Raw genomic sequence first — 21,473 nt, 5'->3', positions numbered from 1 at the left:
CGTGTTCGCTCATCCATCCACCAGCAGCGCCGTGGGACTCCACGTCCCCACTCGCTCGGGAACCAATCCCAGCCGCTTGCTGTAGGCGGCCCCCAACCCCTCCCCCAGCACCACCACCGTCTCCGCCACCCAGCGCGCGCACCCTCGCGCGAGCCAGTCGTCGCGCTGCCGCCGGGAGACATTCACCGTGTAGCGTTGCAGCCAGCGCAGCCGGTCCCTCGAAGGCCCTTCGCGCTCCAGCTCCGCCACCCACGCGGAGGACTCTCCGTAGGGCACGACCAGCGGCGCGGACCAGCCGTCCTCGATGAGCTGGAAACGCTCCGCCGTCTCCCGGAAACGCAATCGCTCTCGCTGCTCTTGTATTCCCTTCGCATCCAGGGACTTCGACCCGTAGAGGCGCTTGAAGTAGGCCGCGAACGTCGAAGGCTCGAACAGCTCCAGCTCCGGGTTCGCCCCCAGCAGCTCACGCGTCACCCCCAGCGCCGTGGACGGCACCCCGGGCGGCGGCTCCGTGGACGACAGAAACACCCGCAGCTCCCCCAACCTGTCGAGCCGCCCCTCGCGATTGCACCGGCCCGCCGCCTGCGCCAGCGCATCCAGTCCCCCCAGCGCGCGGTAGACCACCGGGAAGTCCAGATCCACGCCCGCCTCGACGAGCTGCGTGGCCACCAGCCGCACGGACTCCCCTCGCACGCGCCGGACTCGCACCTTCTCCAGCACGTCGCTCCGATGCGCCGGACACATGAGCGCGGACAGGTGAATCGTTCGCTTGTCCCCCAGCCGCGCGTCCAATGCCTCGCACGTCCTCCGCGCATCGTCGCGACGGTGCACGATGGCCAGGACGCTCGACTCCCCGGCCAGGTCCTCCGCGAGCCGTTCCGGTGTCCAGGGCTCATCCTCCGCGGGCCAGCGCACGCGTACACGGCGAAGACGCCGAAAGGCTTCACGCGGATCCGGAAGGATCTCCCGCACCTGCTCGAAGCCCTCCGCCAACCCCGGCCGCTGTCCCAGCGCCGGCTGCGTGGCCGTGCAGATGACCACCGACGCCCCGTGGTCGGACACCAACGTGCGCAGCACATCCAGGATGGGCGCGAGCAGCCCCGGCGGCAGCGTCTGCGCCTCGTCCAGCACGATGACGCTGCCCGCGAGCCGATGCAGCTTCCGACAAGCCCCCGGCCGGTTCGCGAACAGGCTGTCGAAGAGCTGCGCCGTGGTCGTCACCACGACGGGCCGGTCCCAGTTCTCCGCCGCCACCCGGTTGCGCGCCGTCTCCCGCTCCGGGTCTCCCCCCGAGTGGTGCTCCAGCACCGCGTCCCCACCCAGCGCCTCCGCGTACACCGCCGCGTTCTGCTCGATGATGGAGGTGAACGGGATGGCCACCACCACGCGCTCCAACCCGTGCCTCGCCGCGTGCTCCAACGCGAAGGCCATCGACGCCAGCGTCTTGCCTCCCCCCGTGGGCACCGTGAGGCTGAAGACGCCCGGGCGCTCCTCCGCCTTCGCCAGACACGCCTCCAGCACCTCCGCGCGAACGCGGTTCACCTCCGACAACGGCCCCTGCGCCCGGACGCGCTCCCCCAACGCCTCCAGGTGCCGCGAAAGCCTGTCACGCAGCACCGGGATGGCAGGGGACTCCCCGCGCAGCGCCGCGCGCTCGGCATTGAAGAACGCCTCCGTGTCCAGGAAGTCCGCGTCACAGAGCGCGGAGAACAGCATCCGCGTCCAGACCTCCATCCGCCGGCGCCAGACCTTGAGCTCACGAGGTGACGACGGGCGCGTGGCCAGGAACTCCGGCAGCACGAGCGTCCCCTCCGCGCGCAGCAACGCTTCCGGCACCGGCCGCGACAGCACCTGTGCATACAGCCGCTGCCGAGGCTCCTGCTGGAGCCGGTCCGCCAGCGCCTCCGCGTTCGCCAGCCCCGCATGATGGCCAGCGATGACGAATGCCAGCGGTGTGCCCAGCTCCCCGCCCAGCACCTCCCTGGCATGCAGCGCCCCCGCCGTGGAGTGGTCCCGGGGCCCCACCGGCCCCTCCTGCTCCAGGTGGGCCTCCAGCCCGTTCTCCCGCCGGATGAGGTTCTGGAACGCGACCGTGTACTTCCCCAGGTCGTGCCATCGCCCCGCCAGCCGCGCGAAGCCTTCTGACTGGAACCTCCGCGCGAACCGCCCCGCCAGCTCCCCTACCTGCTCCAGGTGCTCCTCGAGCAGGTGCGGCCGACCCCGCGCATCCACGTGCGCCCATGCGCTCAGGTCCGCGGATGTGCGATTGGCGTCGTCGGACAGGATGCCCCCCAGGCAAAGGAGAGGCGGCAACGTGCCCTACTGCCCACGCGCTCCGACATCCCCCGGAAGAGGCATGGTCTCACCTCCCCATGTATGCCTTGTCGGCACCTGTCTGGGCGACCAACCATTAACAGACATTTACATCCTCCTCTTCTCACATAACGCGGAGCGTTACCTGCCTATGGTCTGTTCCGCGTCCAAACCCCTCAGGAGTGCGTCAAAACCCAACGCAGGGAGTCCCCCATGTCGAAGGTCTATGAAGCGCCGGGTCAGAAGGGCAGCAAGGTCGAATACAAGAGCCGCTATGGCAACTACATCGGCGGTGAGTTCGTCCCGCCCGTGAAGGGCCAGTACTTCGAGAACATCAGCCCCGTCACCGGCCGCCCCTTCTGTGAAATCCCCCGCTCCACCGCGGAGGACATCGAGAAGGCCCTGGATGCCGCGCACAAGGCCAAGGACGCGTGGGGCCGCACCGCCGCGGGCGAGCGCGCCAACATCCTGCTGAAGATCGCCGACCGCATGGAGCAGAACCTGGAGATGCTCGCCGTCTCCGAGACGTGGGACAACGGCAAGCCCGTCCGCGAGACGCTCGCCGCGGACCTCCCGCTCGCCATCGACCACTTCCGCTACTTCGCCGGCTGCATCCGCGCCCAGGAAGGCTCCCTCAGCCAGCTGGACGACAACACCGTCGCCTACCACTTCACCGAGCCGCTGGGCGTCGTCGGGCAGATCATCCCCTGGAACTTCCCGCTGCTCATGGCCGCGTGGAAGCTGGCCCCCGCGCTCGCCGCCGGCAACTGCGTCGTCCTCAAGCCCGCGGAGCAGACCCCCGTCACCATCCTCAAGTTCGCGGAGCTGGTGGGCGACCTGCTCCCCCCCGGCGTGCTCAACATCGTGAATGGCTTCGGCATCGAGGCCGGCAAGCCGCTCGCCAGCAACAAGCGCATCTCGAAGATCGCCTTCACGGGTGAGACGACCACCGGCCGCCTCATCATGCAGTACGCCTCCGAGAACATCATCCCCGTCACCCTGGAGCTGGGCGGCAAGTCCCCCAACATCTTCTTCGAGGACGTCTTCGCCAAGGACGACGACTTCGCCCAGAAGGTGCTGGAGGGCTTCGCCATGTTCGCCCTCAACCAGGGCGAGGTGTGCACCTGCCCGTCCCGCTCGCTCGTCGCCGAGCGCATCTACGACGACTTCATGCACAAGGCCGTGGAGCGCACGAAGCGCATCATCCAGGGCAACCCGCTGGATGTCTCCACGCAGATTGGCGCGCAGGCCTCCAATGATCAGCTGGAGAAGATCCTCTCCTACCTGGACATCGGCAAGAAGGAGGGCGCCAAGGTGCTGACCGGCGGCGGCCGCAAGTCCTTGTCCGGCGCGCTGTCGGAGGGCTTCTACGTGGAGCCCACCATCTTCGAAGGCCACAACAAGATGCGCGTGTTCCAGGAGGAGATCTTCGGCCCCGTCGTCGCGGTGGCGAAGTTCAAGGACGCCGCGGACGCGCTCGCGCAGGCCAATGACACCCTCTACGGCCTGGGCGCCGGCGTGTGGACGCGCGACAACAGCACCGCCTACCGCATGGGCCGCGGCATCCAGGCGGGCCGCGTCTGGGTGAACTGCTACCACCTCTACCCCGCGCACGCGGCGTTCGGCGGCTACAAGCAGTCCGGCATCGGCCGCGAGACGCACAAGATGATGCTCAATCACTACCAGCAGACGAAGAACATGCTCGTCAGCTACGACCCGAAGCCCATGGGCTTCTTCTAGGGACGACGATGACCGTGCCGCGCGTCGAGCTGACGCCGGCCGCCGAGGCCCTGCTCCACAAGATGCAGGGCCTCCACGGCCCGCTGCTCTTCCATCAGTCCGGCGGCTGCTGCGACGGCAGCGCGCCCATGTGCTTCCCGCGCGGCGACTTCCGCGTGGGCCAGGAAGACGTGTACCTGGGCCGGATCGCCGACACGCCCTTCTACATGTCCGGCCCGCAGTTCGAGTACTGGCGCCACACCCACCTCACCGTGGACGTGGTGCCCGGTCGCGGCAGCGGCTTCTCCGTCGAGGCCCCCGAAGGCGTGCGCTTCCTCATCCGCTCGCGCCTGTTCACCGACGACGAGTACCGCGCGCTGGAAGCCGAAGGGCCCCCACCCAAGGGACCCCATCACTGACGTGAAGCGCCCCCGCCTCCCGTCCTCCCTCACTTCGAGGGGGGACGGGGCCGCGCCGCTCCCCCCGGCGCCGCGCGGGGCAGCCGCAGCGTGAAGGTGGCGCCCATCCCCGGCTGGCTGGTCACGTCGATGCGGCCGCCCAGCGCGTCGACGATCTGGCGGCTGATGTAGAGCCCCAGCCCCATGCCGCCGTAGTGCCGGTCGGACACGGCGCGCTCGAAGCGGCCGAAGAGGCGCGGCAGCGCGTCCGCTTCGATGCCGATGCCCTCGTCGCGCACCTCCAGCCAGGCCTCGTCGCGAGCGTTCACGCCCGCGCGCACCGACACCGGCCGGCCCGCGCCGTACTTCGCCGCGTTGGTGAGCAGGTTCACCAGCACCTGGTCCAACCGGAGCGCGTCCCACTGGCCCGTCAGCGTGCTCGGCAGCTCCAGCTGGAGCGGGCACCGCGCCTGCGCGAACACCTCCCCCAGCCGCTCCGCCGCGTCGCGCGTCACCTGCGTCAGGTCCACCTCCGCGCGCTCCAGCGACAGCTTGCCCAACGACATCCGGCTCACGTCCAGCAGGTTGTCCACCAGCGCCGTCAGCCGGAACACCTGCCGCTGCGCGGTGTGCAGCCGTCCGATGACGGGCCCCGGCGTGCCCGAGCTCTCCAGCGCCCGGCCAATCAGGTTGTGCTGGAGGATGAGGCTGGTGAGCGGCGTCTTCAGCTCGTGGCTCGCCACGGAGAGGAACTCGTCGCGCAGGCGCACCGCGGACTGGGCGTCATGGAACAGGCGCGCGCTCTCCAGCGCCACGCTCACGCGCAACGCCAGCTCCTCCGCCATCGTCACGTCCGCGGCCACCAGCGCGCGCTGGGGCGCCGCGGTGAACAGCGTGATGACGCCCAGCGTGCGGCCCCGCGAGCGCAGCGGCACCGACAGCACCGACGTGGGCTCCAGGCTGGCCACCAGCGCCCGGTGGGACTCGCTCGCGGAGACAGCGTCGCGGTGCTTGAAGTCCAGGCGCGACACGAAGCAGACCTCCCCCGACTCGAAGCACTGGAGCGCCGGGTGCGCCGGCCCCCGGTCCTCCGCCGACAGGGACGCCTTCAGCCGCGCGTCATGGGCCGGCACGCGGTGCGCCGCCGTCACCTGCCGCAGGGTGCCGTCCGGCGCGACCAGGTCCACCAGACAGCCGGTGGCGACATGGTCCACCACCAGCCGCGCCACGCTGGGCAGCGCCTCCTCCACGTCGTCCAGGCGCGGCGCCAGCACGCGGCTCGCGTCCAGCAGCAGCTGAAGCCGCTCCTCGGCCTCCTTGCGCCGTGTGACGTCCGCCATCGCGCCGGTGAGCTCCGCCACCTTCCCATCCGGCCCCGCGAAGGACTGCCCCACGCTGTGCAGCCAGCGGACGCCGCCGTCGCGGCGCACCACGCGGAACTCCAGCTCGAAGAAGCCCGGCACCTCCCGCTGGTAACGCAGGTACTCCGCCTCCACGTGCGGACGGTCCTCCGGGTACACGCGCTCCAACAGGTCCCCCACGGACGACGCGGAGTCCACCGCCGGCAACCCCAGCATGTGGTTGAGCGCCGCGTCGCGCAGCTCCCTGCCGTGCGACAGGTCCACCCGCCACGTCCCCATGTCGCCGGTCACCAGCGCCTGCCGCAGCCGCTCCGTGCGCTCGCGCAGCGCTTCGTAGAGCGCGGCCCGCTCCAGCGCCTGCGCGCACTGGTGCGCCAGCGCCTCCAGGAAGCCTCGCTCCGCGGCCGAGAAGACCCGCGACTCCGGCCACGCGAGCAGCAGCAACCCCCGCACGCGCGTCTCGCACCACAGCGGCACCACCGCGCGCGCCCCGGGGCCCAGGCTGCGCGCGAACGCCTCGTCCCGGGGATGCTGGGCGATGAACTCCTCCAACGAGGAGAACCACGCCGCCTCCCGCCGGAGGACCTGACACACCTCCGGGCGCGAGGGCTCATGGGGAGGCCGGGTGAAGCGGGTCAGCGCCTCCTGCGAATAGCCCAGCAGGCGCAGCGGACGCAGCAGGCCGTCCTCCTCCAGGGCCAGCACCGCGACGCGCGTGGCGCCGCTGGCATCCCACACCTCGCGCGCCAGCACCTGCGCCACCGCGTCCTCGGTGGCCGCGCGGGACAGCGCCGCCGTCACCGCTTGCAGCCGCGCGGCGCGCGCCTGGGATTGACGGGCCTCGCCGTACAGCAGCGCGTTGTCCAGCGACAGCGCGGCCCGGCGGGCCAGCTCCCGCGCCAGCTCCAGGTCGTGCTCGTCGTAGCGGCGGCCGGACTCGCCGGCGACCAATGACAGACATCCCAACACGCGCCCCCGCGCCGCCAGCGGGACCTGCATCACGGAGCGGCAGCCCAGGCGCCACGCCTCGGCCAGCGCTTCGTTCCCCTGCGCCACGGCCTCCCGCATCCGGGCCTCGGTGAGCTCCGGCACCAGGAGGGACTGACCGGTCCCCAGCACGTAGCCCACGGACCGCGGCTCATCCGCCCGGGGCGGCCAGCGCTCCGCAATCGCATACACCGCGGGCACCCGCGCGGGGTCCCGGTGCGCGGCGGCCCGGCGCACCACGGTCCGGGCCGGGGTGAGGAGGTCCACCGTGCACCAATCCGCCAGCTCCGGCACCACCAGCTCCGCCAGCTGGCGCAGCACGGTCGGTTCATCCAGCGACGACGACAGCACCTCGCCCGCGCGGGCCAGGAACGCGAAGCGCCCCTCCGCCATGCGAGGCGCCACGGACTCCAGAGGCCCCGGCTCCCGCGCGGAGGGGGCGTCCCCGGCCCCCAGGAACACCTCCGGGGAGCGGGGCGTCGCGCCCTCCCCTGTCGGGGCGCGGGGCCGCGACGGCTCACCGGCGGGCTCGGTCAGGGGCTCGATGGAAGGTTCGGGCATGGAGCGCGATCACGGCGCCATGGGAGGACGCCCTTTCACCCAGGGGACGCCCCGATAATGACGAGCCCCGATGCCTCGCGAGCCTTCATCGCCGCGGGATTCAAATCGAGTGTCCGACAGGCAACCCGCCACTGCCCGCCTGCCCACGCGCGGAGGCTCAGCCCGCGACAGCCTCCGGTGAAGGCGGGTTCCACCACACCTCGCCCTTGCCCTGGATGGCCTCGCGCGCCCGCTCGCGCACCGTCCGGAGCCCGGCAGCATCCAGGGGCCGGAAGGCCGCGGCCGCTTGCAGCGCGGCGTCCTGTTCGTTCGCGAAGCCCATCCCCATCAGCATCACGTCCGGATCCAACGTAAGCGTGTAGTGCACGCACTCCGCCACCGTCAGGTGCGGCAACACCGGCGTGTCGCGCGCCTCGCCGCCGGAGCTCACCTTGCCGCGCGGGCGTGCCTGGAGTGGCCGGCCATAACCCTCCGTGTCGCCCAGCAGCTTCCCCGCGCCGAACGTCTTGAAGGACACCACGCCCACGCCGCGCTCGCGCGCCAGGGGCAAGACCTCCTCCACGTAGCGCGCGTCCACGAAGGGCCCCAGCGGGAACATCACCACGTCGCACCGCCCGGAGCGCACCGCCGCCACGAGCGCGTCCGGGTGGTGGCAGGAGATGCCCTTGAAGCGCGCCCGCCCCTTCGCCACGCACGCCTCCAGCTGCTCCAGCGCGCCGCCCGGCCGGGCCACCGCCTCCCACTGCTCCAGCGACCTCACCGCGTGCAGCGCGAACAGGTCCACCGACGGCAGCCCCAGCCGCGCCAGGCTCGCCTCCACCTGCGGCGCCACCGGCGCGTCCAGCACATCCACCTTGTCGATGACGAAGACGCCCTCGCGCCGGCCCCTCAAGGCCTCGCCCACGACCTCCTCGCTCAGGCCGTCCTCGTAGCCCGGCGCGGTGTCGATGACGTTGAGCCCCGCGTCCAGCGCCCGCGCCAGCGTAGCGACGAGCTCCGCGCGCGGCACCGTGCGGTCCGCCACGTCACCAATGCCCACCGCCGTCGCGGTGAAGCCCGTGCGCCCGAGCCCCCGGCGAGGAGGGAAGCGGGGGAGCGATGTGTCTGCCATGCGAGGGTCCTCCTGGAGGAGGAACAGCATCTCACCGCGAAGCACGCCCCGCGCGGTTCTTGTCCCAGATGGCTCCCAGGATGAGCAGGTAGGCCACCAGCCGCACGACGTACAGATAATAGACGCGCTCGGCGTCCAGGTCCGGCGCCACCAGCGCGCCCAGCAGGTTGTGCACGCCCATCAGCGTGAAGGCCAGGGAGAACAGGGCGAAGAGCCGGTCCTTCGACTGGAGGTAGAAGCGGAGGAAGAACAGGGCGCAGGCCAGGTACGCCATCAGCACGGCGCCATCGAGCAGGGTCTTCAACACCGCGCCCCCTTCCTCACGACACGTCCCAGATGAGGCCGAAGAGCAGCACCCCGCTGGCCACCAGCGAGGTGACGGTGCGCGCCATCGTCAGGTCTCCCGCGGGGATGAGCACCAGGTCCACGAACAAGAGCACGTTGTTCACGGTGAAGAACACGAAGCACAGCCCGCTGTAGAGCAGCAGCTTCATCCGCGTGCGCCGCCACGCCCGCAGCAGCAGCACCGCGCACGCCGCGCTCGTCAGCGCGCACAGGATGTAGACCGCCTCAGCCATTTCCGTCGCCGTCCTTGTCCGTGTCCGGCTTGAGCACGAACGCGTCCGCGAAGCCCCTCACCCGGTCCATGGGCCGGGAGAAGATGAACGAAATCACACTCACGCGGCGCGCCGCGTACGCGGTCGCCAGCTCCGCGGTGGCCTGCACGTCGTCCGACCGGCCAGGACTGAACCGGAAGGAGGCTTCGCCATCCTGGAGCAGGAGCCCTCCCGTCTTCAGCTCCGCCAGTCGGCGGGCCGCGGAGGCTTCGGTGATGCGCAGCTCCAGTGCCACCGCTGACGCCGTCCACGCCCGGTCGGTCCGGGCGCGAAGCAGGAGGAGCACCTCCAGCTTCTCGATGGAATCGATGTGCGTCGTGAGGAAGCGCTGGACCCGAGGAGTGAGGCCGGCGTCAGTCACGTCTCCACCTATGGACCCAGATACTTTGTGAATCAACCTTTACGATGACGAAGGTTGTTCACAGTTCCACACAGCCCGTTCCCCCGCCTGGCGCGGGGGCGTCACGGCAGGGGGTGCCTGGTTCCGCCTAGTTGCGCACGCGGGGGGCGGGGGCCCGCACGCGGACGTCCATGCGGGCATCGCCGGCCACCATGCTGCTCAGGGCCTCCGGCTGCGCGGGGGACAGGCGGGCCACGGCGCGCAGGGCGGCCACCAGGATGAGGGCCTCCAGGCTGGAGGGGACGGTCAGGCCCTGGGGGCCGGCCTTCACGGGCAGGGGCAGCCGGGGCAGGCGGCCCGCGGCGGACAGCGCCTCCACGGCGTAGGGGGGGCGGGCCTCCAGCGACACGGTGATGGCGGGCAGCGCCTTCGCCTCCTGGTCGTCGCCGTGCACCTGGAGCTCCAGCAGCCACGCGAGCGCGCCGGGGGCCAGGTAGAGGGCCAGCCCCGAGGGCCCCTCGTCGTCGCCGTGGAAGACGCAGCCCTCGTAGGTGTGCGCGTGCGCGCCGGTCACCTCCACGACGAAGGGCTGGCTGTCATCCCAGTGCGTCCAGGGCTTCGCGTCCCAGAACTCGGTGGCGGCCTGGACGAAGAGCAGCGCCTTGTCCGACCCCAGCCCGGACACGCCCAGCTGCCCCCACGCGAGGAAGGTGGCGATGGCCGCCCTCGCGGAGAGCGCCGCGGGCGAGGGGGGCGCCACGGCCAGGCCCAGCTCGGCGGCGGCGTCCGCCAGCGCGGGCTCGCAGGACACCTGGGACGGCTCCAGCCCGGCGATGAGGGCGCGCACCCCGGCGGCGTCCGTCTGCTCGAAGACGGGGGCGGACGGGTCGCCCGTCTCGCCAATGCGCAGGTACACACCCGTGGTGCCCACGGAGAGGGGCACCGGACCCAGCTTCAGCAGGTGGAACATGGCGGGACCCTCCAGACGCGCGGCGCTTCGCCTCACCCTCCCTGGACGGAGGGGGTGGCGTCCAGGGCCCTGCGCACCAGCTTCATCAGGGCGCGGATGTCGAAGGGCTTCTGGAGGAATTCCATGCCGGGGTGCTGGCGCCTGAGGCCGCTCACGTCCACGGCGCTCATGCCCAGCACGGGGATGCCGCGGAGCGCGGGGTCCTGCTGGAGGCGCTCGATGAGCGCGGGGCCGTCCAGCACCGGCATCATCCAGTCCGTGAGGACCAGGTCCGGCTTCACCTCCGCCAGGCGCTCCAGGGCCTCGCGGCCATGGGACGCCGTGAGCACGCGGTAGCCCTCTTCACGCAAGAGGTCCGCCAGCGCTTCCAAGATGCCCTGTTCGTCGTCCACCACCAGCACGGTCTCGGTCGCGGGAACCACGGGTCCTCAGGGGGTCAGGAGTGGTTGCCCGGGAAGCGGGCGATGCCGGTGAGCAGCAGCTCGGGCGACGGCTGGAAGGGAGGCTGGACCTCGATTCCCTGGGAGGTGATGAGGAACTCGCGCAGCGTCGGGTCGTAGTCCGCGTCGCGCAGCTTGAAGATGGACAGCAGCCGCCGCAGCCGTCCGTTGAGCTCCAGGTGACGCATGAACAGCAGGTTCTCCGCCACACCGGACAGGCCGGTGCCCAGGGGCACATCCATGTCCGGGCCGAAGAGGCGCGGCGTCTCCAGCGTGAAGACGGTCGTCACCCCGTGGCGTCGCAATTCCTGCGTGAGCGCGGCGAAGAAGGGGCTGATGCGCGCCGGCTCGTGGGTCGTCTCCACCATGGCGCTCAGGCCGTCCACGAACAGGCGCTTCACGCCGCGCTTGCGCACGTCCTCCATCATCGCGTGCACCACCATGTCCAGGTTGCACTCCGCGGGCATGTTCCACTGGAGCACCAGCCGGCCATCCTTCACCGCGCCCCCCAGCGACAGGCCCACGCTGGCCGCCTTGTGCAGCAGCCGCTCCGGCCCCTCGTAGAAGCTCACCATCAGGCCGGGCTCGCCCAGCCGCAGGCCCTCCGCCAGGTGGCTGGCGCCCAGCAGCGTCTTGCCGCAGCCCGGAGGCCCCATCACCAGCGTGGTGGACGCGGCGGCGATGCCCTCCGGAATCATCGCGTCCAGCGTGGGCACGCCAAAGCGCACCCGCTGCGCGCCCCAGTCCGGCGGCTGCGCGCGGCTGACCATCGACTCCAGGCGGGGGAACACCTCCACGCCCGCCTCGGAGATGCGGAAGTGGTGCGAACCGCCGAGGCTGGCGCTGCCCCGGAACTTGCGCACCTGCAGCTCCCGCCAGGAGCGCATGGCGGCCGTGCGCTCGCGCAGCTCCAGGATGCCGTCCACCATCGTGTATTCCGGATGCACGGTGGGGCCCACGCTGCTGGTGAGCAGGAGCGCGGTGAAGCGCGACAGGCCGGCGGACACCTGGAGCTCGTGGATGAACTTCTTGAAGTCGCGGCTGCTGCCCGCGGCCTCCTGCGCCTGCACCAGCCCGTCCAGCACCAGGATGCCCGCGCCGTGGTTGCGCATCTCCCGGCGCAGCAGCTCCAGGAGCCCCGGCAGGCCCTGCTCCTCCAGCATCCGGAAGCCGCTGACGTAGTAGATGCGCTGGGGGAGCTGGGACGCGTCGAAGAACGCCATGCCTCGCAGGTTCGAGAGCATGCGCGAGTGGGACTCCGCCAGCAGCGTCACATAGAGACAGCGCGTCCCCTGGCGCGCCTGCGAATAGCAGAGCTGGTTGGCGAAGAGCGTCTTCCCCGCCCCCGGTTCCCCCACGACGATGTAGACGCCCGATGCCATCAGGCCACCGCCCAGGATGGGATCCAGTCCGGGCACGCCTGTCGCGATGCGCTCGAAGACGGGAGGGTGCTGCTCGCTAGGGGACATGGCGACCGCTCTTACCGTAAAACACCCCGTGCCGCCCTGGGAGTTTCTGGGGTCGCCTGACCGCCTGGAGCCCGCCACCGTGGAAACCCTCGTCCGGTTCGCCGAAGGCCTGGGCCGATTCTCCGCGCGCTTCGTGCCCAGCGCCTTCGCCATCGCCGTGCTGCTCACGCTGCTCACGATGGCGCTGGCCATGGGCTGGGGGGGCGCCGCGCCGCCCGCGGTGCTGGACGCCTGGGGCGGCGGGTTCTGGGAGCTGCTCACCTTCTCCATGCAGATGGCGCTGGTGATGTTCACGGGCTACCTGCTGGCGCTCACCGCGCCGGTGAAGGCGCTGCTGGAGAAGGTCGCGAGCCTGCCCAGGAGCCCGCGGGGCGCCACGGCCCTGATGGCGGCGGTGTCCATGGCGCTCGCGTATTTCAACTGGGGCCTGTCGCTGGTGGCCAGCGCCATGCTGGTGCGCTTCATCGCGCGGCGCCGCCCGGACGTGGACTACCGGCTGCTGGTGGCGTGCGCGTACTTCGGGCTGGGCGCCACCTGGCACGCGGGCCTGTCCGCCTCCGCCCCGCTGCTGGTCGCGACGCCAGGGCACTTCCTGGAGAAGCAGCTGGGCCTCATCCCCATCAGCCGGACGCTGTTCTCCCCCTTCAACGTGGGCCTCACGCTGGCGGCGGTGGCGCTGCTCACCGGGCTGGCGTGGGCGCTGCACCCGTCCCCCGCGCGCACCGTGCGGGTGGACCCCGCGGTGCTGGAGAAGCTGGGGGACTTCACTCCGCCCCAGAAGCCCCGAGGGCCGCTGAGCCCCGCCGAGTGGTTGGACAACGCCTGGCTGCTCAACGCCGTCTTCGGCGTGCTGGGACTGGTGTGGTTCGCCCGGCACCTGTGGCTGAACGGCGGCTGGAAGGCGCTCAACCTCAACGGGGTGAACTTCACCTTCCTCACGCTGGCGGTGCTGCTGCACGGCACGCCCGCGCGGCTGCTCAAGGCCAGCGAGGAGGCGGCGGGCGTGCTGCACGGCATCGTGCTGCAGTTCCCGCTGTACGCGGGCATCTACGGCATCTTCAAGGCCACCGGGCTCACGGACCGCATCGGGGAGCTCTTCGTGTCGCTGTCCACGCGCGACACCTTCCCCGCCGTCGTGTACCTGTACAGCGGCGTGGTGAACTACTTCGTGCCCTCCGGCGGCTCCAAGTGGGCCATCGAGGCGCCCTACCTGCTGGAGGCGGCGGGGCGGCTGGGCGTGGCGCCGGAGAAGGTGGTGCTGGCGTACGCCTGGGGCGACATGGCCACCGACCTCATCCAGCCCTTCTGGGCGCTGCCGCTGCTGGCCGTGGCGCGGCTGGAGTTCAAGGACATCCTCGGCTTCCTCCTGGTCGCGTTCCTCGCGTACCTGCCGCTGGTGACGCTGGCCTTCTTCCTCTTCGGATAGCGCGGCACGCCATGCGCCGGGGCCGGGAGGGAAGCAGGGGCGCGCGCTGTTCCATGCTAGACACGCACACCCAAGGGCCGGATGTGGGCCGGCCCCCCATGACATCAACGAGGGGACCCCAAGACATGATGAACGTGTTCAAAGGAAGCGTGCTGTGCGCGGTGCTGGGAATGGCGACGGTGGCGGGAGCCCAGGAGGCGGCCCCGGCGGCCGAGTCCGTGAAGCCCCCCAGCGCGGACGCCGTGCGTGACACCTGGAACTATTTCTACAAGGGCCAGGGCCAGGGCCCCGTGCTGGTGGAGGCCAAGCTGTGCACGGAGGTGGCCAAGGACGGCCCCAACAAGTACGAGTGCACCGCCGAGGTGGGCCCCGAGGGCGTCAAGGCGGGGGCCTCCGTGATGCTGTGGCAGAGCTACCTGGTGCCCCAGGGCGACTCCGTGGAGGACCTCACGGTGCAGGTGAAGCAGGGCAACACCGTGCGTGAGACGAAGGACGTGAAGGTGAAGGGCGAGGGCTGGCGCGCGCGGCAGTGGACCGGCGTGAAGCTGGCCAAGCCCGGCAACTGGACCGTCGTCATCATGCGCGGCGACCAGGTGCTCAAGGAAGTGCCGGTGAAGGTGCTGTAGCCCTTCGCGCCTGGAAGTCCGGTCGCGCCGACGCCCGCCCGGGAAGGACTCCGGGGCGGGCGCCGTTGTCTTCGGGGGCGGCTACGGACGGAAGACGTCGTCACCTCGCGGCGTCAGGACGCTCCAGGTGTTGGAGCGCAGGTTGAAGGCGCGGAACGTGGGGCCGCTGTCCCAGTTCCCCATCAGCAGGAACAGGTGGGGCCGGACGATGGGCAGCCCCTGCACGGAGCGGTTCGTGGGAGCGCCGCTCACGGTGCCCCGGACGGCGTAATAGAAATAGGAGCCCGTCACGTCGGTGCCCGTGGGCGCGGGGAAGGCCACGCCCCCCGTGGCGCCACCGGCCGTGCCGTAGGCCACGTCCTGGATGACGGGCGTGAAGGTGGTGCCCCGGCTGGAGCCATCCGGAGCGACGTCGAAGTAGCCCAGGCTGGCGCCCGTCGCGGGCGAGGCCGCGCAGGCATTCACGAACCGCACGCGCGCGTCCTGCGCCTCCGACGGGAAGGTGTCCGGCACGACGAAGGCCCGCGGGGCCAGGGCCCCGGTCCCTCCCGCCTGCCCCGACACCACGACGAGGTAGCGGCGCCCCGCCTCCAGCGGGCCCGTCTGGACGCCGCCCAGCACGGACGTGGCGCCATCCGACTGCAGGACGAACGACAGCGTGTGGCCCGCCGCGCTGGCGGGGAGGTCGCCCGGCTTCGGGTCGGAGCCGTAGCGGAAGTCCGCCGCCACGGGCACGCCCTGGCTGAGCGCCTTCAGCGGGGCGCCGGAGTCGAGCGCGTGGAAGAAGTACAGGAGCGGGTCCCGCTTCATGCGCACCGCGCCGTCCTTCCCCGCGGGAATCAGCCACAGGGTGGACGCGCCCGGGTCGTCCATGGCGCGCCGGTCGTCGCCGGAGGACAGGACGTAGTAGGCCTGCCCCTTCACCAGCGCGCCGGCCGGCAGCGTGTAGCCCAGCTCCCCGCTCTGCGAAGGCTCCGGCGTGTCGATGCTGCCACGCACCAGCAGGCGAGTCGTCGCCTCCGGGATGACGCGCCCCTTCACCTCGGGATCCGCGGTGAAGGGCGTGACCTCCGGAAGCTCGTCGCCCGAGTCGGTCTTCAGGAAGCGGGGGAAGAAGTCCGCGATGACCTGATCCGCGGTCACGTGCCGCACCCGCACCTCGCCCGGAGGCACGGCACCGAAGGCGGAGTCATCCAGCACGAGCAGCTTCGGCGCGTTGACCTCGGAGGTGCCCTGGCTGGCCACTCCACCCATCGCCAGCAGCGTCAGCCGACCGCCTTCCGCCAGTGACACCTCCGCGCTCGTCGCCACGGCGGGCTGCGAAGGAGCGGCGCCCGTGCGGCGGAGGGTGAAGGTGAGCTTCGCGCCCGGCGTGACCGCGATGAACGCCTTCGCGCCCGCCGCTCCCGGCTCCACGCCGGTGAACAGCGGCTGGGAGGCCGCGCTGGAGTGGACCTCCATCCGGTACCGGGCGGCGTCCCACGGCGTGTTCGCATCGTCGAAGTTGCCCTCGTAGAGCGAGTTGACGAAGCGGACATAGGCGACGGGCCCCGCGTCCGCACCCGCATCCACGCCCCCGTCCACACCCGCATCCACGCCCCCGTCCGCACCCGCATCCACGCCCGGGCCACCATCCACGCCCGCGTCCGCGTTCGTGCCCGCGTCCTTCGCGGGGACCAGCGTGACGGCGACGCATAGGGACTCCTGGCACGTCCATGCCTGTCCTGCGGGGGCCGTCCCTTGGTCGCGGCAGTCGAACGCGTCCTTGCACTCCTCTGCATCGCAGCCGGCCAGCACGGGCAGCAAGCCCAGGCCAGCCCACAACAGGAACGCCCTCAAGCGGTTTTTCATCACGCGGTCTCTCCCTCCGGGAGCAGGTGCTGCGGGGTCATGGGTGGGCTCAGGGCGCGGCGCGCTTCTCGCACTCGGTCCGCAGCGGATAGATCCACCCAGGCGGGTTCTTCGACAGCGAGTCCCTGAGGAAGAAGTAGGCCATCACGCCGACGTTGAACTCCGCGTGGCGCAGCCACTCCTGGAGCCCCGCCGTGTCCGAGCCGTCACGGATGCCGTCCGTCAGCGGGTTGTCCACGGTGCAGACCCGGGTCCACATCCGCGTCCCGCCCAGGGCGGTGATGTTCGCGCTGGGCGGCGTGGCGGTGCCGAACTTCCCCAGCCGGATGAGGTCGCAGGCGCCGCGCGCCGCGCCCAACATGTTCGCCCCCCACGACGCCCAGTCCCGCGTGTCCGCGGAGAAGTCGATGTCGACCTCGCCGTATTTCACCCAGGCCTGCATGAACTCCTCCGTGAAGTGGACCGTCGTGCCGCCGCTCGCCATCCAGAGCAGGTAGCGCGCGCCGCCATGCGGGCCGTACGCCTGTTCGAAAGGCGCCAGGTGAGGGCGGCCGTCCGTCGTGCCGAAGAGCCCCGCGGTGAGGTTGGCCACCCGCGCGCCGTTGAGGGCGACCAGCGTCTTGGCCGCGCCGCTCTGACCGTCGCCCGCGCGCCCGTGGCAGTTGGCGCAGATGCCCTGGAACGTGGTGGCGCCCGGCGTGGACTCATACAGTCGCCCCCAGCTGTTGCGGGGGCGCCCCAGCGAATCCAGCATCCAGGGTTCGATGGGGTCCGGGGCGGACCGGGTCGGAAAGGCGCAGCCCGTCTTGCCCACCCACCAGTTCGTGGGGAAGGGCTCGCGTGCCAGCGCCTCGTGTTCGGCGGTGATGGGGTAGCGGATCAGGTGCTCGTAGGGGGGCTTCCCGATGGCCTCCTTCCAGCCCGTGTTCCGGGGCTCGTAGGGCACCTTGTCCGTGAAGTCCTCGGTGATCCACCGCACGTCGGTGGGGTTCGCGCACGAAGAGCTCACGGCCAGCGCCGCCTGACGCAGGCGCTCCTGCTTCATCGCCGCCTGCTGCTCCGCCGGCAGGCCCGCCTCGCCCTTCCATTCCAACGATGCCAGGTAGCGCGCCATCAGCAGCGCGGCGCGGCAGTCCAGGCCAGGGACGTTGGCGGGCATGTGGATGACGCGGGCATCCGTGTCGCGCGCGACGCGCTGGTAGAGCGTGCTGCCGGGCGTCTTGAGCAGCAGGTCCTTCAGGAAGAAGTCGGACTGGGTGCCAGCATCACAGACGGCGTAGCTGCGCAGCCCATTGCTCTCCTTCACCCCACACGGATTCCAGCCGAACAGGATGCCCCGCGCGGAGAAGTCCAGCGAGGCGATGGCCGGGTTGCTCTGCACGGCGAACCCATTCGGGTTGTGGCACTGCGCGCAGTTGCCGACGAAGTACCCCTGGAGCTCCAGGACCTCCCGGCCCGGCGCCGGCTGGCCCGAGGGCACCGCTTGCCGGGCAATCACTTCCAGCTTGGGAAGCAGGTCCGCCAATTCCTGGCGCGACCCGGAGGCCGGCAGCCCCGTGATGACGCCCGCGCGCACCAGCCGCTCCACCTGCCCCAGTTCGTCCTCCTGGATTCTCGCGTTCGGGTCCACGCCCGCCTCCCCCGGGGCGCGGCGGTTGAGCTGCAGCGGCGTGAAGCCGAGCACGAAGTTCTGGCCCTCGGAGCCCGAGTGGCAGTTCACGCACCGGTGCGCCCCGGGGATGGCGTAGTTGCGCGTCTTCCCCGTGACCTCGTTCTCCGTGTAGACGACGACGCGGTCGGAGAATGACTCCCCGTTCCGGTAGCGCAGGTCGTGCAGTTCGGCGACGGTGCCCTCGGAGTTCCAGAGGTAGGTACCGAAGAGCGACTGGTTCCAGGGCTCGCGCACGACGATGAGCCGCGTTTCGATGCGCTGATAGCGCACGTCGCCGTCCTTGCCCGCGACCGCCTTGAAGAACGTCTTGTAGAAGCGGGTATTGGGCGGGATGTGGAACGCGCGCGTCTGGACATCGTAGCGGATGGACTGGCCCGCCGGCACATGCACCTGGCGCAGCTTCTTCGCGGAGTCGGAGAAGAGCGGGTAGGTGGGCGCGAAGGCGAAGGTGCCGCGTGCCGCCAGCTTCTCCGCGTCGAAGGTCGAGATGTCCGTGTCCGTGTCCGACAGCAGGGGCGGCAGCTTCGTGAGCGCGGCGAAGACCGCGTCCTTGTCCGGGTCGCTGCCCAGCCGCTCCGTCGCCGCCACGTCCGGGATGCAGTTGCCCAGGTCGGTCATCGCCTCCGCCACGCTGGCGGACACGGCGACGCCGCCCGGGGCCTGGGACTCGCAGCGCACCGGGAACGTCCCCGCCGGAGCGCCCTGCCCCAGCCAGGACTGGAGCACGCACGCCAGCTCCACCGCCTTCTTCGTCTGCTCCGGCGTGGCCAGCGGCGGCATCTCACCCTGCGAGGCCTTCAGCGCCAGCCGCGCCCCATCCTTCTTCAAACCCTCCAGGTCGGGGCCATACTGGAAGCCGCCCACGGCATTCGGTGGCGCGTGACACTGGGAGCACTGCGCGTCCACCCGGGCCTTCAGCCCATCGAAGGTCTCCGTGAAGGTCACCGCGGGCGCCCCGGCGCGCATCGGGATGCGCTCCCCCGAGCGCGCCGGCTGGCACGTCACCACCGGGGGCGGAGAGGGCGGAGGCGGCGGGGTCGGGGACTCCGAACACCCCGCCGCGAACAGCACGGCCAGCAGCAGCCCTCCCCAAGGAGAGCCTGGCACGGCCCCCCGGCGTGTCATCCTCATGTGCTGGACCCCGTTCATCGATGGCGGCGACCAGGGCCTGTCTGACAAGACACGACGGCAGGCGCCTGGGAATGGATTGGCACCCTACCGCCCAGGGCATGTCTTTCTTTGACAACTCCCCGCAACACCTTACGTCACGGAAGCACAGACATTCCGTGACAGAGGCTTCGCCTCACGGCGTCGCGACGACCTGGAGTCTGCCAATCCGGTCTCCGAAGCGCTCGGTGAACCAGACATTGCCGTCCAGGCACAAGAATCCAGCCGGACCGAAGGAGATGCCAGAAGGCAGACCCTCAGGCGTCACGAGGTCGAACTCGGTGATGTCGCCGGCGGGGGTGATGCGGCCCAGCTTGTTGCCGAACTGCTCGACGAACCAGACGTTGCCGTCGGCGCCCACGGTGAGGGCGGCGGGCCCGCTGTCGGCGGTCGGGATGGCGTACTCGGTCACCACGCCCTGGGGCGTGATGCGGCCCACCTTGTTGGCGAACTGTTCGGTGAACCACATGGCGCCGTCCAGGCCCGCGGTGATGGCGGAGGGGCCGCTGTTCGGCGTGGGCACGCTGAACTCGCGCAGGACGCCCTTGGAGGAGATGACGCCAATCTTGTTGCCGGCCAGTTCGGTGAACCAGACGTTCCCGTCCACGCCCGTGGCAATGCCTCGCGGCTGGGAGGCCAGGGTGGGGATGGCGTACTCGGTCACCACGCCCGCGGGCGTGATGCGGCCAATGCGATTGCCCGTCACCTCGGTGAACCACACGTTGCCGTCCAGGCCCGCGGTGATTCCAAACGGGGACGCGCCCCGCTCCGGCAGGGGGAACTCGGTCACCACGCCCTGGGGCGTGATGCGGCCAATCCGGTCCACGCTCAACTCGGTGAACCAGACGTTGCCATCCAGCGCGGGCGTGAGGTTCTGGGGCGAGGCGGCGGGCGTGGGCAGCGCGAAGAGGGTCACCTGGCCCTCGCGGGTCGCCCGGCCGATGCTGTTGCCCCCGGCCAGGGTGAACCAGACCTTCAGGTCAGGCCCCACGGTGATGCCCAGCGGCTCCGAGCCCGGGGCGAGCGCGATCTCCCGCTGCGTTCCCACGGGGCCACGGGGCTGACGGCAGACCCAGGACGGGCCCAGGGAGGACGCGCTCAAGGAGGGGGCTTCGGCGAGCGCGGGCGCGCTGGCGAGGAACGAGGATGCGACGAGCAGCGTGGCGATGGAACGCATGGCTTCGGGTTCTCCAGGGACAGCGGGGGGGTGAACGGCGGACAGCCCACGGCACGACGGGCCAGGAGGGTTCCCCCTCCCAGCCCGGTGCCGCGTCCTGCGTGGCAATCAGCGGCGGACTACTGGCAGAGGCCCGCGCCCTTGCCGTCGTTGTTCGCGCCGCCGCACTTCAGGGGGCCCGTGGGGTCGCAGGCGATGAAGCCCTGGTTGACCAGGATGTTCTCGAAGGCCTGCTTGTTGGCGGCGCTGTAGGCCCAGGCGTAGAGGATGCGCTCGTTGCTCGAGCGGGCGTTGGTGGTGCTCTCGTTCAGGAACAGGGCGCGGGACAGCGGGTAGGCATTGGCCTTGTCCGTGAGGAACTTGCGCACGTTGGTCGTGGACGGGGCGATGCCGTTCACGGTGAGCGCGCGGTTGCCCGTGCGGCCCGCGGAGTCGCCGGAGTAGCCAATGGCGTTGGCGTCCGTCGCGGTCAGCTTGCCAATGCACTTGGTGGCGCTGGTCTCACCCGCGCAGGCGGCCGGCAGCGTGCCGTCGGAGATGACCACGACGTCGGAGCAGAAGGTGCCGCCGCCCACCAGCGTCTTGAAGGTGTCCGTCGTGCCGGACAGGTCGTCGCGGCGGTACTTGGTGAGGGTGCTGGTGCAGGAACCGCTGACGGGGGCGCCCGCGGAGTCCGTGGCGAAGAAAACCTTGCGCAGGTCCGTCAGGGAGATGTCGGTCAGCGGGTTGGCGGAGTTCACGAACGCGTTCACCGCGTCCAGCGCGATGATGTTGCTGCGCTCGCCCGTGCGGCAGGGCGCCTTGAAGTCACGCGACATGGGGGCCAGCGCCTGCTGCTGCGCGGTGCAGAAGCCCGTCGACCCGTCCCGCAGACAGCCCTCGCCCACGCCGGAGCCCTTGCCCTGCACGTTCAGGTTGGCGCTGGAGGCGAGGCTGGCCGCGATGATCGCGTCCTTCAACGTGTCAGACCCGTAGAACTCACGGTTCGGCCCCAGCGCCTGCGCCGCCGACGCCGGCCCCTCCACCACCGCGCCATCGGTCGCGCCACCGCAACCCACCACGGACATCGCCACCACCGCGGCGGACATCACCCACGTCGTCATCTTCATGGACAGCTCCTGGTTGGTGCTTGATGCAGGTTGAACAGCCCTGGAACGACGCCCGGGCGCTCCCGGGCGGACTCCGGCCCTGCCGCGTCACGCGGTCACGAAGACGTGGCGATGGCGGTGAAGCCGCCGAACCCGGCGCGTCCCGGATTCGACGAAAGG

At 70.9% G+C, this 21,473-nt stretch carries 17 protein-coding genes; 4 read left to right on the top strand and 13 right to left on the bottom strand.

Features of this window, described 5'->3' with window-relative positions:
* Positions 1 to 9: 9 nt before the first annotated feature.
* Complete coding sequence (locus GTY96_RS16225; protein ID WP_235685635.1) at positions 10 to 2,313, bottom strand: CRISPR-associated endonuclease Cas3''; 2,304 nt, start codon at positions 2,311 to 2,313, stop codon at positions 10 to 12.
* A gap of 213 nt (positions 2,314 to 2,526) precedes the next feature.
* On the opposite strand from GTY96_RS16225, the gene adh reads away from it, so the two are divergent.
* Both adh and GTY96_RS16215 read left to right on the top strand, forming a co-directional pair.
* Positions 2,527 to 4,053: an aldehyde dehydrogenase gene (gene adh, locus GTY96_RS16220; protein WP_161665189.1), complete on the top strand. Its 1,527-nt coding sequence runs from the start codon at positions 2,527 to 2,529 to the stop codon at positions 4,051 to 4,053.
* A gap of 8 nt (positions 4,054 to 4,061) precedes the next feature.
* On the top strand, positions 4,062 to 4,451 hold the full coding sequence (locus tag GTY96_RS16215; RefSeq protein WP_143904063.1) for a DUF779 domain-containing protein: 390 nt from the start codon (positions 4,062 to 4,064) through the stop codon (positions 4,449 to 4,451).
* A 29-nt stretch (positions 4,452 to 4,480) separates the two neighbouring features.
* Here GTY96_RS16215 and GTY96_RS16210 read toward each other — a convergent pair whose 3' ends face one another.
* From GTY96_RS16210 to GTY96_RS16175, 8 genes are all read right to left on the bottom strand, one after another.
* The gene (locus GTY96_RS16210; protein WP_161665188.1) at positions 4,481 to 7,339 is read right to left on the bottom strand and encodes a GAF domain-containing protein; all 2,859 of its coding nucleotides are present in this window, start codon (positions 7,337 to 7,339) and stop codon (positions 4,481 to 4,483) included.
* A 157-nt stretch (positions 7,340 to 7,496) separates the two neighbouring features.
* Entirely contained in the window at positions 7,497 to 8,450 is a 954-nt protein-coding gene (locus GTY96_RS16205) for an aldo/keto reductase (protein WP_161665187.1), read from the bottom strand.
* A gap of 31 nt (positions 8,451 to 8,481) precedes the next feature.
* A complete protein-coding gene (locus tag GTY96_RS16200) occupies positions 8,482 to 8,757 on the bottom strand; it encodes a DUF5985 family protein (protein ID WP_255442427.1) in 276 nt (91 codons plus the stop codon).
* Positions 8,758 to 8,770: 13 nt separating this feature from the next.
* Positions 8,771 to 9,028, bottom strand: coding sequence for a DUF5985 family protein (locus GTY96_RS16195; protein ID WP_143904058.1), 258 nt, complete (start codon positions 9,026 to 9,028; stop codon positions 8,771 to 8,773).
* Positions 9,021 to 9,428 carry a hypothetical protein gene (locus GTY96_RS16190; protein ID WP_143904056.1) on the bottom strand — a complete coding sequence of 136 codons (408 nt, stop codon included), beginning with the start codon at positions 9,426 to 9,428 and terminating at the stop codon, positions 9,021 to 9,023. The genes GTY96_RS16195 and GTY96_RS16190 overlap by 8 nt, the downstream gene beginning before the upstream one ends.
* 127 nt (positions 9,429 to 9,555) lie before the next feature.
* Positions 9,556 to 10,377, bottom strand: coding sequence for a hypothetical protein (locus GTY96_RS16185; RefSeq protein ID WP_143904054.1), 822 nt, complete (start codon positions 10,375 to 10,377; stop codon positions 9,556 to 9,558).
* A 32-nt stretch (positions 10,378 to 10,409) separates the two neighbouring features.
* The gene (locus GTY96_RS16180) at positions 10,410 to 10,799 is read right to left on the bottom strand and encodes a response regulator (RefSeq protein WP_143904052.1); all 390 of its coding nucleotides are present in this window, start codon (positions 10,797 to 10,799) and stop codon (positions 10,410 to 10,412) included.
* 14 nt (positions 10,800 to 10,813) lie between these two features.
* A complete protein-coding gene (locus GTY96_RS16175; protein ID WP_161665186.1) occupies positions 10,814 to 12,286 on the bottom strand; it encodes an ATPase domain-containing protein in 1,473 nt (490 codons plus the stop codon).
* Between the two features lie 79 nt (positions 12,287 to 12,365).
* Between GTY96_RS16175 and GTY96_RS16170 the strand changes: the two genes are divergently transcribed.
* Both GTY96_RS16170 and GTY96_RS16165 read left to right on the top strand, forming a co-directional pair.
* A complete protein-coding gene (locus GTY96_RS16170; protein WP_161665185.1) occupies positions 12,366 to 13,712 on the top strand; it encodes a short-chain fatty acid transporter in 1,347 nt (448 codons plus the stop codon).
* Positions 13,713 to 13,837: 125 nt separating this feature from the next.
* Positions 13,838 to 14,338 (top strand): hypothetical protein, encoded by a 501-nt coding sequence (locus GTY96_RS16165; RefSeq protein ID WP_143904046.1) that lies wholly within the window; start codon positions 13,838 to 13,840, stop codon positions 14,336 to 14,338.
* An 81-nt stretch (positions 14,339 to 14,419) separates the two neighbouring features.
* Here GTY96_RS16165 and GTY96_RS16160 read toward each other — a convergent pair whose 3' ends face one another.
* The 4 genes from GTY96_RS16160 to GTY96_RS16145 all read right to left on the bottom strand — a co-directional run bounded on the left by GTY96_RS16160 (position 14,420) and on the right by GTY96_RS16145 (position 21,314).
* Entirely contained in the window at positions 14,420 to 16,189 is a 1,770-nt protein-coding gene (locus GTY96_RS16160) for a DUF4397 domain-containing protein (protein WP_161665184.1), read from the bottom strand.
* Positions 16,190 to 16,238: 49 nt separating this feature from the next.
* A complete protein-coding gene (locus GTY96_RS16155) occupies positions 16,239 to 18,968 on the bottom strand; it encodes a hypothetical protein (RefSeq protein ID WP_255442424.1) in 2,730 nt (909 codons plus the stop codon).
* A 196-nt stretch (positions 18,969 to 19,164) separates the two neighbouring features.
* Positions 19,165 to 20,205: a Vgb family protein gene (locus GTY96_RS16150; RefSeq protein WP_143904042.1), complete on the bottom strand. Its 1,041-nt coding sequence runs from the start codon at positions 20,203 to 20,205 to the stop codon at positions 19,165 to 19,167.
* A gap of 119 nt (positions 20,206 to 20,324) precedes the next feature.
* Entirely contained in the window at positions 20,325 to 21,314 is a 990-nt protein-coding gene (locus tag GTY96_RS16145; protein ID WP_161665183.1) for a type 2 periplasmic-binding domain-containing protein, read from the bottom strand.
* Between the last annotated feature and the right edge of the window lie 159 nt (positions 21,315 to 21,473).

This window comes from Corallococcus silvisoli, assembly GCF_009909145.1.
Classification (GTDB): domain Bacteria; phylum Myxococcota; class Myxococcia; order Myxococcales; family Myxococcaceae; genus Corallococcus; species Corallococcus silvisoli.
The sequence above is the reverse complement of the archived record's forward strand: the minus strand, read 5'-3'. Positions and strand labels throughout refer to the sequence as shown.

Excerpts from the sequence above, each read along its gene's own strand:
- adh (WP_161665189.1), top strand. The coding sequence starts at position 2,527 with ATGTCGAAGGTCTATGAAGCGCCGGGTCAGAAGGGCAGCAAGGTCGAA.
- GTY96_RS16215 (WP_143904063.1), top strand. The coding sequence starts at position 4,062 with ATGACCGTGCCGCGCGTCGAGCTGACGCCGGCCGCCGAGGCCCTGCTC.
- GTY96_RS16210 (WP_161665188.1), bottom strand. The coding sequence starts at position 7,339 with ATGCCCGAACCTTCCATCGAGCCCCTGACCGAGCCCGCCGGTGAGCCG.
- GTY96_RS16205 (WP_161665187.1), bottom strand. The coding sequence starts at position 8,450 with ATGGCAGACACATCGCTCCCCCGCTTCCCTCCTCGCCGGGGGCTCGGG.
- GTY96_RS16195 (WP_143904058.1), bottom strand. The coding sequence starts at position 9,028 with ATGGCTGAGGCGGTCTACATCCTGTGCGCGCTGACGAGCGCGGCGTGC.
- GTY96_RS16185 (WP_143904054.1), bottom strand. The coding sequence starts at position 10,377 with ATGTTCCACCTGCTGAAGCTGGGTCCGGTGCCCCTCTCCGTGGGCACC.
- GTY96_RS16175 (WP_161665186.1), bottom strand. The coding sequence starts at position 12,286 with ATGTCCCCTAGCGAGCAGCACCCTCCCGTCTTCGAGCGCATCGCGACA.
- GTY96_RS16165 (WP_143904046.1), top strand. The coding sequence starts at position 13,838 with ATGATGAACGTGTTCAAAGGAAGCGTGCTGTGCGCGGTGCTGGGAATG.
- GTY96_RS16160 (WP_161665184.1), bottom strand. The coding sequence starts at position 16,189 with ATGAAAAACCGCTTGAGGGCGTTCCTGTTGTGGGCTGGCCTGGGCTTG.
- GTY96_RS16150 (WP_143904042.1), bottom strand. The coding sequence starts at position 20,205 with ATGCGTTCCATCGCCACGCTGCTCGTCGCATCCTCGTTCCTCGCCAGC.
- GTY96_RS16145 (WP_161665183.1), bottom strand. The coding sequence starts at position 21,314 with ATGAAGATGACGACGTGGGTGATGTCCGCCGCGGTGGTGGCGATGTCC.